General features: G+C 53.6%; 13 protein-coding genes. 9 read left to right on the top strand and 4 right to left on the bottom strand.

The window, feature by feature from the left end:
• The first annotated feature begins 101 nt into the window (after nucleotides 1-101).
• The gene (locus NST26_RS18145; protein WP_209879570.1) at nucleotides 102-998 is read left to right on the top strand and encodes a LysR family transcriptional regulator; all 897 of its coding nucleotides are present in this window, start codon (nucleotides 102-104) and stop codon (nucleotides 996-998) included.
• A gap of 130 nt (nucleotides 999-1128) precedes the next feature.
• On the opposite strand, the gene NST26_RS18140 is transcribed toward NST26_RS18145, so the two are convergent.
• Nucleotides 1129-1998 carry a hypothetical protein gene (locus NST26_RS18140; protein WP_340952194.1) on the bottom strand — a complete coding sequence of 290 codons (870 nt, stop codon included), beginning with the start codon at nucleotides 1996-1998 and terminating at the stop codon, nucleotides 1129-1131.
• Nucleotides 1999-2117: 119 nt separating this feature from the next.
• The gene (locus tag NST26_RS18135) at nucleotides 2118-3008 is read right to left on the bottom strand and encodes a LysR family transcriptional regulator (protein WP_340952197.1); all 891 of its coding nucleotides are present in this window, start codon (nucleotides 3006-3008) and stop codon (nucleotides 2118-2120) included.
• Nucleotides 3009-3177: 169 nt separating this feature from the next.
• On the opposite strand from NST26_RS18135, the gene NST26_RS18130 reads away from it, so the two are divergent.
• The 4 genes from NST26_RS18130 to NST26_RS18115 are packed head-to-tail and all read left to right on the top strand — an operon-like array spanning nucleotide 3178 to nucleotide 8347.
• Nucleotides 3178-4182, top strand: coding sequence for an ABC transporter ATP-binding protein (locus NST26_RS18130; RefSeq protein ID WP_340952199.1), 1005 nt, complete (start codon nucleotides 3178-3180; stop codon nucleotides 4180-4182).
• Between the two features lie 2 nt (nucleotides 4183-4184).
• Entirely contained in the window at nucleotides 4185-5270 is a 1086-nt protein-coding gene (locus NST26_RS18125) for an ABC transporter substrate-binding protein (protein ID WP_340952201.1), read from the top strand.
• A 24-nt stretch (nucleotides 5271-5294) separates the two neighbouring features.
• A complete protein-coding gene (locus NST26_RS18120; RefSeq protein WP_340952203.1) occupies nucleotides 5295-6980 on the top strand; it encodes an ABC transporter permease in 1686 nt (561 codons plus the stop codon).
• The gene (locus tag NST26_RS18115; RefSeq protein ID WP_340952205.1) at nucleotides 6977-8347 is read left to right on the top strand and encodes an MBL fold metallo-hydrolase; all 1371 of its coding nucleotides are present in this window, start codon (nucleotides 6977-6979) and stop codon (nucleotides 8345-8347) included. The genes NST26_RS18120 and NST26_RS18115 overlap by 4 nt, the downstream gene beginning before the upstream one ends.
• A gap of 901 nt (nucleotides 8348-9248) precedes the next feature.
• Here the strand turns inward: NST26_RS18115 and NST26_RS18110 are convergent.
• On the bottom strand, nucleotides 9249-9707 hold the full coding sequence (locus NST26_RS18110; protein ID WP_340952207.1) for an AraC family transcriptional regulator: 459 nt from the start codon (nucleotides 9705-9707) through the stop codon (nucleotides 9249-9251).
• A 228-nt stretch (nucleotides 9708-9935) separates the two neighbouring features.
• Between NST26_RS18110 and htpG the strand changes: the two genes are divergently transcribed.
• Nucleotides 9936-11819 carry a molecular chaperone HtpG gene (gene htpG / locus NST26_RS18105; protein ID WP_036724793.1) on the top strand — a complete coding sequence of 628 codons (1884 nt, stop codon included), beginning with the start codon at nucleotides 9936-9938 and terminating at the stop codon, nucleotides 11817-11819.
• 198 nt (nucleotides 11820-12017) lie between these two features.
• Here the strand turns inward: htpG and NST26_RS18100 are convergent, their stop codons facing one another.
• Nucleotides 12018-12887, bottom strand: a complete 870-nt coding sequence (locus NST26_RS18100; RefSeq protein WP_339310111.1) for a LysR family transcriptional regulator — start codon at nucleotides 12885-12887, stop codon at nucleotides 12018-12020.
• Between the two features lie 141 nt (nucleotides 12888-13028).
• Between NST26_RS18100 and NST26_RS18095 the strand changes: the two genes are divergently transcribed.
• The 3 genes from NST26_RS18095 (at nucleotide 13029) to NST26_RS18085 (ending at nucleotide 17750) form a co-directional block, all read left to right on the top strand.
• On the top strand, nucleotides 13029-14117 hold the full coding sequence (locus NST26_RS18095; protein ID WP_340952210.1) for an RNA-guided endonuclease InsQ/TnpB family protein: 1089 nt from the start codon (nucleotides 13029-13031) through the stop codon (nucleotides 14115-14117).
• Nucleotides 14118-14274: 157 nt separating this feature from the next.
• Nucleotides 14275-16014, top strand: coding sequence for an ABC transporter ATP-binding protein (locus tag NST26_RS18090; RefSeq protein ID WP_340952213.1), 1740 nt, complete (start codon nucleotides 14275-14277; stop codon nucleotides 16012-16014).
• Nucleotides 16011-17750, top strand: a complete 1740-nt coding sequence (locus tag NST26_RS18085) for an ABC transporter ATP-binding protein (RefSeq protein WP_209879558.1) — start codon at nucleotides 16011-16013, stop codon at nucleotides 17748-17750. The genes NST26_RS18090 and NST26_RS18085 overlap by 4 nt, the downstream gene beginning before the upstream one ends.
• Nucleotides 17751-17768 lie beyond the last annotated feature (18 nt).

Genomic DNA, 17768 nt, shown 5'->3' with positions numbered 1-17768 from the left:
ATGTAAAATCCGTTTGTTCTACTGTACCATGGATTATTACATCGTTGTTAGCTATAATAAATGATGTGGGTTATCAATAATATTGATGTTAGGGTGAGACGATGGATTTAACGTATATGCGGACCTTCCGCGAAGTGGCCAAGCGGCAGAGCTTCACGCGTGCGGCTGAAGAGCTGGGCTATGCACAGTCCAGCGTCACGACGCAGATACAGAAGATTGAGAAGGAATACGGCGTGCCGCTTATCGAACGGCATGGCCGCGCCTTGCGCTTGACACCGCCGGGAGAGGAACTGCTTAAGCTGTTCGTGGAGATTCTGGATCTCTATGACCGCTCTAAGGAAACAATCGCCCAGCAGATCGGCGGAACGCTTACGATTGGAACGATTGATTCGCTCGCCGCCTTCTATTTGCCGCCGTTCCTGCAGCAGCTGCGGACGATGTTCCCTGGTCTGAATATTCATTTGCAGACCGAGCAGGAGGCCAATCTGATCTCTAAAATCAGGGACGGAGAGGTTGATATCGGTCTTCTGCTGGACCGCAGCACGGTGGATAGCGCGCTTACGCGAACGATTATCCGCGATGAGCCGCTTGTCCTTGTGGCACCAGCCAGCCATCCGCTGGCCCGGCTGGAGCAGGTGACCCTCCAGGATCTGAACAACTGCGAGCTGATTGTCTCCGAGGAGAGCTGCATTTACCGCAGCCTGTTCGAGAACCTGCTCCGGGACCACGGGATCGTGTTCCGGATTGGTTTTGAGCTGTCGAATCTGGAGGCGATTAAGCGTTGTGTACGCAATGGCCTGGGCATAGCGCTGCTGCCGCGGATTGTGGCGGAGGAGGAGATCGAGCGGGGGAACCTGTCCGAGCTGTCTTTTGCCCACCCGGAGATTCATTTCGATCTGCAACTGCTGCTGCATCCGAAGAAGTGGAAGTCCCTGCCGCTCCAGTCGCTGATTCAGATGCTGCTTGAGGATGCCAAGGCGAAGACTGTTGCGCTGTGAAAGTAACGTACGGAGCAGAGGGGAGCCGTCTCGTAACAAATTCATATCAGTAGAAGAGCACTGCCGTATCGCCCTCATGAAGGGTGCGGCAGTGCTCTTTTTGAGTTATAAGCTAATATTGATGATTACTTTAATACCTTTCCAGAATCAGCTGGGTCTTGAGGCCATCAGCAGGAAGAAGCCAGCCCTCGGCGTTCAGCAGGCTCATCAGCCCGGCACGTAACCCGGTTACACTGGTGCTATCGGTGGTTTTGAACGAAATTTCCACGATATTCTGGATGCCGCTTCCCGCCTCATCACGCACTGGCCATACCTCAAGAGTGATCTCCTGATTGTTCCAGGTGCCTGTATACCGCTCGAAGGTCAACGGGCCATGCGCCCGGGAGGCTGCCAGCTTCTGCTTCCCCCAGTTCGATGCAGACCAGTTCTTCAATTTGCCCGGCAGCTTGTCCAGCAGCAGCTTCAAGGCTTCTTCCTCAGAAGGGAGTACGGCTCCGGCAGCTTTGGTGCTGACCTTCTTGGTATTAGAGAAGCTAAGGGTCTGCTTGCCATACCCCCAATCCACCTCTGCTTCATAGTTATCATCTGAGGCGTCGAAGCCCTCCTGATTCGCCAAGGTGAGCGCTGCCTGGATATTTCCGTTCACGACAGGATAACGTTTCTTGTAGGTCAATTCATAATCGGATTTGTTCTCTTTTTTGCGCAGCCGTATATCCCACCCCTTGCTGTTCAGCTCAAGCGTGTCGGTATCGAAATACCCGACTCGAATTGCCTGTGGAGTAGAATTCAGGTCGAATGTATCCACGACCTCACTGCGCGGTGATCCGCTGCTGTCCAGTACAAGATCAGGGTCTGCCAGAAACTTCACCTCATAGGCTGGAACGGCGTTAGCTGCGGCTGAGACGCGCTCCGGCAGCAGGATGCCCTGTCCGGCCATTCCACCCCCTACTGCCACAATACTCAGCATGAAGGACAGGGTAAGCTTTTTCCATTTTCTCAAGCATCATCACTCCTATGATCAGGTTTGGGTACATGACCCACTTTACGGGTTGAGTATATGGGAGCAGTTAAAGTGAAAGGGGAATTGCGTTAATCCTGCATAGACTTACTCAATGACGGCTAACAGTTTTTGGTGGCCAGCAGGCTGCTCCGGAAGCTCTCCATCTGCACTGAAGGATGCCGGTCCTTGTTATGCACGGCATAGATATAACGCGGTGACATCTCCCCTTGAATAGGCAGCACTTGAATTAGACCTTGCTGCTGCTCCCACTGTACCGCCATCCGGGACATCACGGAGATGTGGCCGCCCAGCTGCACGAGCTGCTTGATGGCCTCCAGTGAATCGACCTCAATCGTATTGCGCAGCTGCAGCCCTTGCTGTCCGAACCAGCGCTCCGTCAGGCGGCGGGTACTGGATTCGCTTCCATGCAGCGCAAAGGGAGTCTTACTGATCTCCTCCATATTAAGCTGAGTCTTGCGGGCGAGCGGATGCTTAGGAGAACAGATCAGAACGAGGTCATCTGTAATCAGCGATTCCGCCTGCAGGGCAGGCTCCGTGAAAGGCTCGGAGGAGATCACACCTAAGTCGATTTCGTGGCGGATCAGCATCTCCCGGATGACCGGGGAGGGCTTCACAGACAGAGCCATGCGGATGCCGGGGAACTCCTGGGAGAACGCATGTAATATGGATGGCAGCAAATAGGTTGCAGGTACATAACTGGCCCCAATCAGCAGCGTTCCCCGGTAGAGGGTGTCGAATTCTCCGGCTACCCGGCGGGCCTCACGGGCAAGCGCATTAATCTTCACGGAATAATGCAGGAGGGCTTGTCCTGCCTCGGTGAGAAAGGTTTTGCCGCTGCGGGCCTCGAACAGCCGGACCCCGAGCTCTTCTTCAAGCGACTTCATATGAAAGGTTACGGTCGGCTGCTTGATCCCGAGTACCTCGGCTACGCTGGTCATATGGTGCAGCTGGTCGATCAGTTCAATAATTTGCAGTTTCATCAGATTCATGGAGTTACCTCTTCCAATCGTTAGTGGGATATCCCCCACCATAGATTTTATCTATGAACGTTAACAGAATTCATATATAAAGTTAATTACGTGTTTACATGAAAAATAAACAACCTGCGAATACAGACGTTAGACTGAGGACAGCTCAAGAAGACAGGCAGGGATCGAAATGAATATTCAGATAAAGGGGATTCATAAAAGCTTTGGCGGACAACCGGCGCTGCTGCCTGCCGGGCTTGAATTGAAGCACGGTAAGTTCACTACCTTACTGGGGCCTTCCGGCTGCGGCAAAACCACGCTGCTGCGGATGTTAGCGGGCCTTGAGCGCCCGGATGGCGGGGAATTATACGCTGACGGGAAATGTTATTTCTCCGCTGCGCAGCGGATCGATGTTCCGGTGCACAAGCGGAATTTCGGGATGGTATTTCAGGATTTTGCACTCTGGCCGCATATGACGGTGTATGAGAATGTGGCTTTCGGGCTGAAGGCCTCAGGGCAGCGTGCGCAGCTGCGGAGCAAGGTACTGGAGACACTGGAGATGGTCCGGCTGCAGGGGATGGAGAACCGGTATCCGCATCAGCTGTCGGGCGGCCAGCAGCAGAGGGTTGCTTTTGCCAGAGCGGTAGTTGTCCGTCCGGGTGTGGTGCTCTTCGATGAGCCGTTAAGCGCGCTGGATGCCGTACTCCGGGAAGAGATGAGAGTGGAGATGATGTCGCTGGTGCGGGACATGGGTCTCACTGCACTCTACGTGACCCACGATCAGATCGAAGCGATGTCGATGTCCGACGAGATTGTCGTTATGAAAAGCGGGCGGATATTGCAGACTGGAACTCCTGAAGCGGTATATGAGGCACCGTCAGAACCGTTCGTGGCCTCATTCATCGGCAAGTCGAACTGGCTTACGCCGGAGCAGGAGATGGTGCGGCCTGAGCATATCGGATGGAGCCGGACGGCGGGCGATGATCTGTGTTATTCCGCTGTTGTACGAAGTGTCAGTTATGTCGGAGAACGTTATGAGATCCGTGCGGAGGTGGAGGGGGCCGGAATATGGACAGCCTATCTGAACAACCGGATTCCTGTAGGAGAAAGGGTTCAGCTCTATGTCTCACCGCGGCGGATATGCCGGATGAATTCGAATTCAAATGAAGAAGAACCTAAAAGGAGCGAATTATAACCATGAAATGGAACAAACCGCGTAAACAAGGGGCAATGCTGCTGTTATCTGCTGTGATGAGTATGAGTCTGGCGGGTTGTGGTACGGGCAACAGCACCAGTGCCGGCGGGGCCAGCACGAGTACACCTGAGGCAACTGGGGCAGCTTCGTCAACTCCTGAAGCTACAGAAGCTGCGTTAAGCGGCAAGCTGGTGCTGTATTCCGCCGGACCGCAGGGCCTGGCAGACAATATTGTGAATGGCTTCAAGGCCAAGACAGGTGTCACGGTGGAGATGTTCCAGGGAACGACCGGCAAGATTCTGGCCCGGATGGAAGCGGAGAAGGCAAACCCGGTGGCCGATGTGGTGATTCTGGCTTCCCTGCCTTCCGCACAGGCTCTTAAGGCGGAGGGGCTGACGCTGCCCTACCCGGAAGCGGCCAATAAGGACAAGCTGATTCAGGACTGGTCGGATGCAGAAGGCAATTATTTCAGCTCAAGCGCATCAGCATTGGGGATTGTCTATAATACGAAGCTGGTAGCGAATCCGCCCAAGACCTGGGCAGAGCTGGCAGATGCGGAGTGGAAGGATGCCGTTAACATTCCTGATCCGACACTGTCAGGCTCGGCGCTGGATTTCATCACAGGCTATCTGAGTGTGAACGGCGAGCAGGGCTGGGAGCTGTTCAAGAATTACAAGGCGAACGGTGTTGCCATGGCTGGAGCGAATCAGGAGGCGCTTGATCCGGTGATTACAGGAGCTAAGAGTATTGTGGCAGCTGGAGTAGATTATATGGCCTACAAGGCCAAAGCCAAAGGAGAGCCGCTGGATATTATCTATCCTGAGGAGGGTACGGTGGTAAGTCCGAGACCGGCAGCGATTCTTAAATCAAGTCCGAACGTGGCCAATGCTAAAGCATTCATTGATTATCTGTTGTCTGATGAAGCTCAGCAGCTGGTAGCGGATGCGTATCTCATACCGGGCCGCGAGGATATTGAAGCTTCGAACCGGACCAATCTGAAAGACATCCCGCAGCTTAAGGCAGACTGGACCTGGATGAGTGAGCATGGAAATGAGACGGCTTCGAAATTCGCGGAAATTTACAAATAAAGGCTTAAGGTTGAGGTGAAAGCAATGAGTCCAGTCTCCATGGACAGTAACCGGATACTTCGGAGAGCGGGCTTGCTGCTCTCCTTCTTTTTGCTGGCAGTCAGCATCGGCATTCCGCTTCTGCTCATCTTCTGGCAAAGCGTTACCCCGGATCAGCGGTTGGACTGGATGGCCCCTCTCCGTACGATCACCGGACAGAGTCTGTCCGGGGTGCTGCTGAACTCGGTATGGCTTGGTATATGCGTAGTGGCAGGAACTACGCTGCTTGCGATGCCGCTGGCCTGGATGATGGCCAAGACCCGCATGGGGCTGCACCGCTGGATTGATGTTATTCTGCTGATTCCATTCATGACCCCGCCGTATATCGGCTCCATGGGCTGGATTCTGTTCATGCAAAAAGGCGGATATCTTCAGCAGTGGCTTCCGGGTGCGGTTGCGTTAAGTGATTCTTTCTTCAGCTTCTGGGGAATGGTCTTCATTATGAGCATGCATCTGTTCCCGTTCCTGTATCTGCTGCTTCGGGATGCACTTATCCGCATAGGCGGCAATCTGGAAGAGGCGGGAGCGGTGCACGGGGCAAAGGCAGGCTACCGCTTCCGGCGGATCATCATGCCGCTGTTGCTGTCGGCCTATGGCATGGGGGTGATGCTCGTCTTCGTCAAGACGATTGCGGAGTTCGGAACACCGGCTACCTTCGGCCGCAAGATCGGCTATTATGTCATGACCTCGGAAATTCATAAATATATTTCCAGCTGGCCGATTGACTTCGGCAAGGCTACATCGCTCGCATCGGTGCTGTTGTCGGTCTGTCTGGTCATCTGGTACATGCAGTCGGCGGTCAGCCGCCGGTTCACTTACCGTCTGGTGGGGGGCAAGGGACAGCGCTCCAAGATGTATTCCCTGCGCGGCGGTGCAGGCTGGCTAGCGGGCCTGTATCTGGCTGCCCTGCTGCTATTATCCATAGGCATCCCCTACTTCTCGATTATCGCCGCCTCGCTGATGAAGCTGCGCGGTTCCGGGCTGTCGCTGGACAATCTGACGCTGGATCATTACAGGGAGCTGCTCTCCTGGGGATCGGCGAGCCTGAAGGCGATTGGGAACAGTCTGGGGCTGTCGCTTGCCGCAGCATCGGTGGCTGTCGTGCTTGGAGCCGGCCTTGCCCTGGCCATCGGCAGGTCTTCGGGGCGGCTGCAGCGGATCATTGATCTGCTGAGTCTTTTGCCTAATACGGTTCCGGGCATTGTAATGGTGGTGGGGCTGATTCTGCTCTGGAATGCGCCATGGATGCCCTTCACGCTCTACAACACCTACGGGATGGTAGTGCTTACGTATGTGGTGCTGTTTCTTCCTTATACCGTGCAGTATGTGAAGTCCAGCTTCTCGCAAATTAACGGGTTGCTGTTTCAAGCGGCCCAGGTGAGCGGAGCAGGCCCGTTCTATATCTTGCGGCGGATTCTGCTTCCGCTCATTATGCCCGGTATGCTGGCAGGCTGGATGATGACCTTCACCATATCTGTACGGGAGCTGGTTGGATCGCTGCTGATTCTGCCGCCTTCGATGCAGACCTCGGCTACGTATATTTTTGCCCAGTTCGAACAGGGGCAGGTATCGCTTGGCATGGCCATGGCGGTGGTATCGGTTGGCTTGACGGTGCTGCTGCTGCTCGGCATTGAACTGCTGAATTCCAGAACAAAGTGGACCGGATTATGACGAAGCTGACCATATGGGGCGGAGCCGGTGAACACGGGCGTTCCGCTTACCTCCTGAGTGGAAGGGGCTACCGTCTGCTGCTTGATTGCGGCGTCAAAAAAGGCGGAGCCGGACAATATCCCCTCATCGAACCCGGGCAGGCGGCAATGCTGGACATGGTACTGCTCTCTCATGCCCATGAGGATCATTCGGTAGCGGTGCCGCTGTTGTATGCGCAGGGTTACAAGGGTGAGGTATGGACAACGCGGGAAACGCGGGCGCAGCTGGATGCCTATTTCCGCTCCTGGCGTTCGAATATTAACCGTGAGGGCCATGAACTGCCATACACTGAAGCAGATGAACAAGCGATCCGTTACCGGTATCTGGAGGAGGAGGGCAACTGCCTGTCCTGGTTCAGACTGATTCCCGGGGTTCAGGTCATGTGGGGACGAAGCGGGCATCTGGCGGGATCTGTATGGTTCCTGATCGCTGCGGAAGGGCACTCAATGTTCTATTCCGGTGATTATACGGCGGAATCCTTGTTACTTGCGGCTGATTCACCAGCTGAGGCGATACAAGCAGCCGGAGGCATCCCGGATGCGGACCAGAGGCTGAGGGTATGGTCGTGCGGCCAGCGTCTTGATCTGGCGGTTGCCGATGCGGCGTACGGAATGGACGAGGAGAGCCAGTCTGATAAGCTGAGGCAGCTGGAGCAGGCCATCCGCAGGACTGCGGCACGGGGGGGCAAGGTGCTGCTCCCGGTTCCGGCAGGCGGACGCGGCCAGGAGATGATGCTGTGGGCCGCCAAGCTGTTCGGTGATCTGCCGATGGTAGTGGAAGCGAAGCTGATAGAGGGGATGGGGCGGCTGGCAGCCTCGCCGTTCTGGCTTAGGAGTGCTGAGCGAACAGGGGGGTATTCCGCAGCGGATCACATAGCAGACTTTCTTGCCGCCCGCCGCTGGACGATGCCGCAGAGCGAGGTGGAACGGGAGGAGCTGCTGTCAGGCTCCGGTCCTTCCCTGTGGTTCGTGCCGGATGGCATGATGCAATCGTCCTTGTCCCGCTGGTACTATGCGAGGTGGGCGTCCCATTCAACCTATTCCGTGCTGATCACCGGTCATGTAGCGGCCGGTACCTTCGGATACAAGCTGCTGCATGAACCGGGACAGCATGGAGTATGCGAAGTGCTTAAGCTGCGTTACAAGGTGCATCAGGGCCTGGAAGATGTGCAGCGTATGCTGAAGTCTCTTCCGGTCCGGCACGCCGTACTGGTTCATGCCGCGAAGCCAGAGACCGACAAGCTCCGTGAAGCCTTGATCCAGGGCGGGCAGCTGACGGGCTGCACGCTGCATTCTATGGGACCGGGGGAAACGCTGGATTTGGGTTAACTATGAAAAGATGAAAGAGGCTGTCTCGTAAGCGGAAATTTGCTTATAGAGATGGTCTCTTTTCTTATTTTTTAGGAAATTATGAATTTCTTCGGATGTCTAAAGGGGAGCGGATGGAATGTATTTGAAAAACCGAATACAACTTGTTGGGGGGCGGCGCGTGGGCCAAATGTAGGCGGAAAACCGAACACATTGGGCAGTGCGGAGGCGCGTGGACCCAATGTATGCGGAAATTCGAATACAATCGTTGCTGCTGCGAGAAGGAATGCACCCCATGCTCCGCAGCCTGTAACATTGTTAGAAAAATCCTGCAAGAAGTGCAGCAATACGGCCGAATAGAAACGACTGATGCTAAATTCCTGCAGGAAATGCAACAAAGCTAGTGTTAACTTGCTCTGAACACCGGAATTTCTGCAAATGATGCAACAATGTACCACAACCAGTAACTTTTTTAGTGAAGTCCTGCAAAATGTGCAACAATGCTGCTTCATACAAGCGGTTGGTGAGAGAAAACGCTCAGAATTGGTGAGAGATGGGCGGAACACCGCCAGAAAAGGAAGAAAGATTTTAGGACGTATGCGAAAATCGACTACGAGGTGTGTAAAAGGAAAATGGGCTGGAAGTATATCACCAGAAGGCGATGAGGCACCAGTATACTTCGCCCGTTAGGGGGATTTTGTCTGCTTCCCGCATAAACAGCGGAGCGGGCAGAATGATTGTGGAAAAGCGGAGCGTTCGCCTTTGTGTCCGGATTTTCACCGCTAAGGGGGAATGAAAAAATCTGGACACAACAGCGATGGGAACAACGTTCTGTTTGCGGAGCGTCTACACAAGCGCCTATGTTGATCCTGCCTCGTTCATGGCATTTGGGACTTCCGCTTTTCAAAGCGCCTTCCTGCCCTTATTCAAATACAGGAAAACAAAGCTCACAAAGATGCCTGCTGACCATGTCTTCCGTGTATCTCTCCATAACTGGCCGCCCGGGATCAAGCTTATGGCCGCTGCGTGACAACGCCGGGAGAATCTCGGCCCATGCTTGTCCGACAGCTTCAGCCGTATGCTGGAGGGTTACCACTGCGTAGGCTCCGCCGGGAAGCTCGCCGTAAGGTACTGAGGCCCCGGAGGGAGGATTCTCAGGCAGGCTGATGCAGGCATCATATCGGCAAAGCTCCGGCCTTGTAGTTGCAGGGTTATCCTGCGGAATGCCGAACAGCACCGCCGAGCCTTGAAGCAAGCCTTGTTCCCGCGCCCACAGCTTCAATTGTTCCATCGCCTGAGCGTTGCCGGGGCCGTAGGGGCCTGTCTGCCGTACATAAGCTATACGTGTTGCCGGAATGCTTTCGAGCTGAATGTTCATCATTAATCATTATCCTTTCTGTGGTTAAGTGGTCAAATGGAGTACAACCCGAATGCTAACATGGACTAAAATAGAATGCATTTCTTTTTTTGTGGGCTTACTAGGCGGCAAGATGTTGACATCAAAAACTAGAATATGGTATATAAAAGGGAGTGTTAGCACTCAAGTGAGTGGAGTGCTAAACGATGCTCGCAATCCGAAGGTTACTTTTGAAAGGAGATTTATTTATTCATGGCTAAAAAAGAGTTTAAAGCTGAATCCAAAAGACTGCTGGAAATGATGATTAACTCCATTTATACGCAGCGCGAGATTTTTCTGCGGGAGCTGATCTCCAATGCAAGTGATGCCATCGATAAAATCTATTACAAGGCACTGGCCGATGATAGTCTGGTGTTCAATAAAGAGGACTACTACATTAAAGTAAGCGCCAACAAGGATAGCCGCACGTTAACCATTGCCGACACCGGCATCGGGATGACGCAGGAAGAGCTGGAGAACAATCTGGGGATTATCGCGAACAGCGGCTCGTTTGCTTTTAAGAAGGATAATGAAGCTAAGGATGGACACAACATCATCGGACAATTCGGGGTCGGATTCTATTCCGCATTCATGGTGGCGGACGATGTGACCGTAATCAGCAAGGCGCTGGGCAGCGAGCAGGCGTTCAAATGGGAATCCCAGGGTGCGGACGGCTACACGATTGAGCCTTGTGAGAAGGATACGGTCGGTACCGAAATTACGCTGAAGATCAAAGAGAACACCGAGGACGATAACTACGACGAATTCCTGGAAGAATACCGTCTGAAATCAATCATCAAGAAGTATTCGGACTTTATCCGCTTCCCGATCAAGATGGACATTACCAGCAAACAGCCTAAGGAAGATGCTGAGAATGAATTCATCGATGTCACCGAAGAGCAGACGGTCAACAGCATGGTGCCGATCTGGCGCAAGAACAAGAAAGAGCTGACCGAAGAAGATTACAACAACTTCTATGCAGAGAAGCGTTACGGGTTCGACAAGCCGCTGAAGCACATCCACATCAGTGCGGACGGCGCAGTGGTCTACAACGCGATTCTGTTCATTCCGGAGAATACTCCGTTTGACTACTATACCAAGGAATATGAAAAAGGCCTGGAGCTCTACTCCAACGGCGTGCTGATTATGAACAAATGCGCCGATCTGCTGCCGGATTACTTCAGCTTCGTCAAGGGGATGGTCGATTCCGAGGATCTGTCGCTCAATATCTCCCGTGAGATGCTGCAGCATGACCGCCAGCTGACGATGATTGCTAAGAACATTAAGAGCAAGATCAAGAGCCAGCTCCTGAGCCTGCTGAAGGATGAGCGTGAGCAGTATGAGACGTTCTATAAGTCTTTTGGCAGACAGCTGAAGTTTGGGGTCTATAACGACTACGGTATGGAAAAAGAAACACTGCAGGACCTCCTGATGTTCCACTCCTCCAAGGAGAAGAAGCTGGTGACGCTGGCTGAATATGTTGAGAGAATGCCGGAAGACCAGAAATATATCTACTACGCTTCGGGTGAATCGGTAGAGCGCATCGAGAAGCTGCCGCAGACCGAAATGGTGCTGGACAAGGGCTATGAGATTCTCTACTTCACTGATGATATCGATGAATTCGCAATCAAGATGATCATGGCTTATAAGGAGAAGGAGTTCAGAAATGTCTCCAGCGGCGACTTGGGGATTGAAGAGAGTGCCGAGGATAAGCCATCCGAAGAGGAAGAGAACGAGAACAAGGGATTGTTCGAAGCTATGCAGGGCATTCTGTCCGGCAAAGTGAAGGCAGTCAAAGCCTCCAAACGGCTGAAATCCCATCCGGTCTGCCTGTCCACTGAAGGCGAGCTCACGATCGAGATGGAGAAAATCCTCAAGGCCATGCCTAACGGCGGCCAGGATGTGCAAGCGGACAAGGTGCTGGAAATCAACATTCACCATGATGTCTTCAAGTCCCTGAAAGCGGCTGCCGAAGGCGACAAGGAGAAGCTGGGTCTGTACACCAACCTCTTGTATAACCAGGCGCTGCTGATCGAAGGATTGCAGGTTAATGATCCGGTGCAGTTCACGAACGATATTTGTAAAATCATGGTCTAACACCGGCGCTGCCGCCGGGCTGTTGACCTTGACTGATTAAAAGACCCCGCGACTGGCTGCTTAGGCCGGCGCGGGGTCTTTTTGGAAAGAATTTATATGTTTTGTGGGGTTATTTAGTGCATATATGGAAAGCGTCCTGCGGCAGGATGACCGGCGCAGATAATGGACATCCTCCAGAAGGAAGGGGCCTGAGCGTGTTCACAGTGACTTGAAGGTCTCGATGAACTTGGTAGCCATGGACGACAAATATTTATCCTTCATCCATACGGCGGCTACGCGGGTGCGCAGGGTCTCGCAAAGGATCTCTTTGTAGATCAGGTTGCTGTGATTAGCCAGCTCGAACGCCGACTTGGGCACGATGCCGATCCCGAGTCCTGCATTGGCCCAGAGCAGCGTGGTCCGGGCATCATCATTCATACAGAAGATCTGTGGCCCAAAGCCGTGCTCCAGGCAGGTCTCGCGGATGAGCTGCTCGAAGCGGCGGTAGATAATCAGCGGTTTGTCCTGCAGCTCGCCAAGCTGAGCAGCACTCTGGCTAGGGGCCCAGTCATAATCAGCGGCCATCACCGCGATCATCGGCTCCGAATGGAAATACAGGCATTCCAGATTGCTGGTGTTGAACGGGGTGCGGATAATGCCCACCTCAACAATGCCCTTGTTCAACAAGTCGATAATCATGAACGTATTGCCTTCATGAATCTCAAAGGTTACGCCCGAATACCGCTTATGGAACGCTGTCAGCGGCTCGTGCAGCAGGGTAGCGCCTGATGAAGAGACCGTTCCAATGGTAAGGCTCCCCTTTAGTCCTTTGGCATAGTCGCTGATCTCCCGGGCGGTGGAGTCCGTTAACTCCAGGATCTGCTGGGCCCGGTTACGCAGAATGATTCCGGCATCCGTCAGCTGGATGCTGCGCGGTCCGCGCTCCACCAGCTTGACTCCGAGCTCCTCCTCCAGCAGCTTGAGCTGCTGGCTGAGCGGCGGTTGGGCCATTTGCAGCTTCCTGGCTGCGGATGTAATTTGTCCTTCCTCGGCAATCGCCAGGAAATACTTTAATTGGCGGATATCCATGGTTGAGCCTCCATTTGTAAGGGTTATGACATACGTTATCCATATGGGATAGATACGAAACCAATATTATGAATATGTAAGCGGGTATGACATAATCATAACGGGTCTTTTATTTTTTTCAAGAAGGATAACAGAAACGATATGTTGAGGAACAATAAACAAGGGGGTGAGACCCTGCAAACCGTAACGATTCAAATCCGCATTTTTCCACCCCGTCCGTCTGTACTGGTGGATATGGGGGGCGAATATATTCGAACCGTCAACGAATTAACGGAGCAAGCAGAAAGATCTGGAACGTTTCCGAAACTAACTTCAAAAACCGTTCATGCCAATCTCCCCTCTGCTGTAAAGAATCAAGTGATTCGAGATGCCAAAAGCCTATTTCAGCGGTTCAAGAAAACGAAGAAGCGACCTCTTCTCCAAAAGAGGGTGTACTACGTGAACAATCAAAATTATACGATTTGGGGCAACACCATTTCTTTCCCGGTGATCCTGGATGGAAAAGTACAACGTCTTGCGGTTCCTGCGCTTCTTTCGGATCGGGAGCGAGACATCCTTTCGAATGGGAAGCTTGGACTTCTGCGCGTGGTTCAAAAATCAGCAAAATGGTTTGTTCAAATTTCAATCGAACGCCTCACCAAACCAGTCGATGGTGATGAAGTGATGGGGATTGATCTAGGCTTGAAAGTGCCTGCTGTTGCCGTAACCTCAAGTGGCAAGACCAAATTTTGCGGAAATGGACGTAAAAACAAATTTGTTCGCCGTAAGTACAGCAGCTATCGCCGCAAATTAGGAAAGCTTAAAAAGTTATCCGCGATCCGTAAACAGAGCGACAAGGAAAGTCGTTTTATGAAAGATCAGAATCACAAAATCAGCCGCCAGATCGTGAATATGGCGATTCAAGAAAAGGTGTCTGTCATCAAGCTAGAGAAACTGACGAATATTCGTAAGACGACAAGAACAAGTCGTAAAAACGCTAAAAATCTACATCAATGGTCGTTCTATCAGTTGCAAATGTTCATCGCATATAAGGCGACACTTGCTGGAATCCAAGTGGTTGAAGTGAATCCGGCATACACCTCGCAAGCCTGTCCCTCTTGTGGAGAGCGGAACAAAGCAAAGGATCGAACGTATCATTGCAACTGCGGGTATACAGCACATCGGGATCGGGTCGGTGCCATCAACATCATGCGTCAACCTGTGGCAGATGGTAACAGTCTGCCAGCCTAGATAGCTATAAGCTCTGATCTAGGATGGGCGAATGAACTCGCCCTTAACTTAGCAGTAGGGCAAAGCGGAAACGTATGCGCCCGCTAACTAGCTAAGAATCCCACCCTTTTAAGGGTGTGGAAGTTCAAATACTACGCTAAGTTAGGTGAGGATGAATGTGCGCAAAATTGCAGTATTCTTAAAACCGTACAAGAAAGAAGTGACAATTGGGCCGATTTTCAAGCTGCTGGAGGCGATTCTCGAGCTGCTGCTGCCGACGATTGTAGCCCTGATCATCAACAACGGAATTGGCAAGCAGGATAGCAGCTACGTCTACCGGATGGGGTCCCTGATGGTGCTGATGGCTATTCTGGGCTTCGGCTGCTCCATGGTATGTCAATATTATGCGGCGCGGGCCTCACAGGGGTTCGGCACTACGCTGCGCAACAAAATGTTCAAGCACATCTCTTCGCTGTCGTATGCCGAGCTGGATGTCATCGGCACGCCTTCGCTGATCAACCGGATCACGAACGACGTTAACCAGCTGCAGTTGGCAGTAGCCATGCTCATCCGGCTGGTCATCCGTGCGCCATTCATCTGTATCGGGGCTATTATTATGGCGATGATTCTGGATTTCCGCCTGTCGCTGATCCTGATTGCCGCCACTCCGGTCTTCGGTGTTATTCTGTACTTCATCATTACGCGCAGTTCACCGATGTACCGCAAATATCAGGCGAAGCTGGACGCTCTGGCGCTGGTGCTCAGCGAGAATCTCTCAGGCATCCGGGTGATCCGGGCCTTCGCCGAGAGCCGCCGCGAGAAGCAGCGCTTCAATGAAGCCTCTGAGGATCTGACGCAGACGGCCATCCGTGTCGGACGGATCTCCGCTTGGTTGGGACCGATGACGACACTGGTAGTGAACGCGGCGATTATTGCCATTCTATGGGCAGGCGGCATTCACATTGAAGCCAGGAGTCTGTCGCAGGGTGAGATTATTGCATTCATTAACTATGTAACCCAAATCCTGCTGGCCCTGATCGTAGTCTCCAATCTGGTCATTCTGTTCACCAAAGCCTCGTCGTCTGCCAGCCGCATCAATGAGGTGCTGGCGATGACAGCTTCGGTTGTTGAAGTGCCTGCTCATGCACCTGCTGCGAAGCGGGACGGAGCAGCGCCGGTGATTTCCTTCCGCAATGTCTCTTTCGGCTATAACACGACCGGTGAGCTGGCCCTGGAAAATATCTCTGTAGATATCCTCAAGGGGCAGACGGTAGGATTAATCGGCAGTACCGGCTCGGGCAAGAGCACCTTCGTGAATCTGATTCCGCGCTTCTACGACGTTGTGGAAGGGGAGGTTAGGGTCGAGGGTGTAAACGTACGGGACTATCGGCTGGAGCAGCTGCGCAGCAGAATAGGCATTGTGCCGCAGAAGGCGGTGCTGTTCACTGGGACGATTGCCGAGAATATCCGCTGGGGGAAGGCGTCTGCTACCCGGGACGAGATCACGGCTGCAGCGGACGTTGCCCAGGCTGAGGAGTTCATCACCCGGCTGCCGGAAGGGCTGGATACGCTGGTGGTACGCGGCGGGCATAACCTGTCCGGTGGCCAAAAGCAGCGCCTGACCATTGCCCGCGCTGTCGTCGGACGTCCGCCGATTCTCATCCTGGATGATTCCTCCAGTGCGCTGGACTTCGCTACGGATGCGGCACTGCGCCGCGCACTAAGCAAGAACAGTACAGATATGACCGTACTGCTTGTATCCCAGCGGGTGAGCACAGTAAGGCAGGCTGATCAGATTATCGTCTTCGATGAAGGCCGGATTGCCGGAATCGGTACGCATGAGGAACTGCTGGAGAGCTGCGCAGTCTATCAGGAAATCTGCATGTCACAGCTCTCAAGCGAGGAGGCTTTACAATGACCAGTACAATGACCTGGAAACGTCTGTTTCAATATACCCGTGAGTACCGGAAAATAACGTATGGAGCTATCTTCTGCGCCATCCTGAGCGTGGTTGCCAGCCTGATCGGGCCGCTCCTGATTGGCCGCGCCATCGACCATATGATCGGACCGGATCGGGTGGAGTTCCCGGAAATTCTGCGCCTGCTGCTGATTCTGGGCAGTGTATATCTGGTCGGCAGCTTCTTCGGCTGGCTGCTCACTTATTATACGAATAAGCTGGCGTTCCGCACGGTCTATGACCTGCGCCGCGAGCTGTTTGACAAGCTGGACGCCCTGCCGCTGAAGTTCCATGATAACCATCCCCAGGGCGACAGCATCAGCCGGTTCGTGAACGACATGGATGCCGTCTCTGACGGGCTGCTGCAGGGCTTCTCTACGCTGTTGACGGGGATCGTAACCATTGCGGGGGCCATCGGGCTGATGCTCTATATCAGCCCGATAATGACGCTGGTGGTGCTGCTGTCTGCCCCGGCAACCTTCTTCGTTGCCCGCTTCATTACGATGCGCTCCCAGCAGCTGTTCCGTGAGCAGGCCAAGATTCTCGGGGGGCTGAACGGCTATGTTGAGGAAATCGTCGGCGGGCAGAAGGTGGTGCAGGCTTATCATTACGAGGACCGCTCCTTTGCAGGCTTTGCGGAGCGGAATAATGAGCTGTACAAGACAGGGACGAAATCGCAGTTCTATGGCTCGCTCTCGAACCCGACTACGCGGCTGGTTAATAATATCACCTTCTCGCTGATTGCGATGATCGGAAGTGTGCTTGTTATCGGAGACCTGTTCTCCGTAGGGGACCTGTCCAGCTTCCTGATCTATTCCAGTCTGTTCGCGAAGCCGTTCAATGAGATAACCGGTGTGATCACACAGCTGCAGTCCGCCACAGCTTCGGCGCAGCGGATCTTCACCATTCTGGATCTCCCGCAGGAAGCCCCGGACCAGCCGGATGCATATGTGATGGAGAACAGCCGGGGGACGATCACCTTCGACAAGGTAAGCTTCGCTTATACACCGGAGCGCCCGCTGATCAAGGACTTCAGCCTGGAGGTGAAGCCGGGCACACGCGTGGCAATCGTCGGCCAGACCGGGGCGGGCAAGACCACATTGGTCAACCTTCTGATGCGCTTCTATGAAGTAGACAGCGGAACGATCCGGATTGACGGAGTAGATATTACCTCCATCACCCGCGACAGTCTGCGGCGCAATTTCGGCATGGTGCTGCAGGAGACCTGGCTGTACGGGGCTTCCATCCGCGACAACATTGCTTACGGCAAGCCGGAGGCCTCCGAAGCGGAGGTGATTGCGGCCGCCAAGGCCGCGAATGCGCACAGCTTCATCAAGCGCCTCCCTGAAGGCTATGACACCAGGATCAGCACCTCGGGAGATAATCTCTCCCAGGGCCAGAAGCAGCTGCTCACCATTGCCCGCGTAATGCTGGTTGATCCGCCGATGCTCATTCTGGATGAGGCGACCAGCAGCATTGATACGCTGACAGAGGCGCGGATACAGAAGGCCTTCCTGGCGATGATCACCGGGCGGACCAGCTTCGTCATTGCCCACCGGCTGTCCACGATCCGCGAGGCGGACCTCATCCTGTTCATGAAGGATGGAGATATCGTGGAGAGCGGAACGCATGACGGGCTGCTGGAGAGCGGAGGCTACTACGCCCGCTTGTACAACAGCCAGTTTACGGCGGTGTAACTAGGAATACGGCTAGCG

It is taken from the genome of Paenibacillus sp. FSL R7-0128 (assembly GCF_038002245.1).
GTDB classification, from domain to species: domain Bacteria; phylum Bacillota; class Bacilli; order Paenibacillales; family Paenibacillaceae; genus Paenibacillus_AQ; species Paenibacillus_AQ silagei.
The sequence above is the reverse complement of the archived record's forward strand: the minus strand, read 5'-3'. Positions and strand labels throughout refer to the sequence as shown.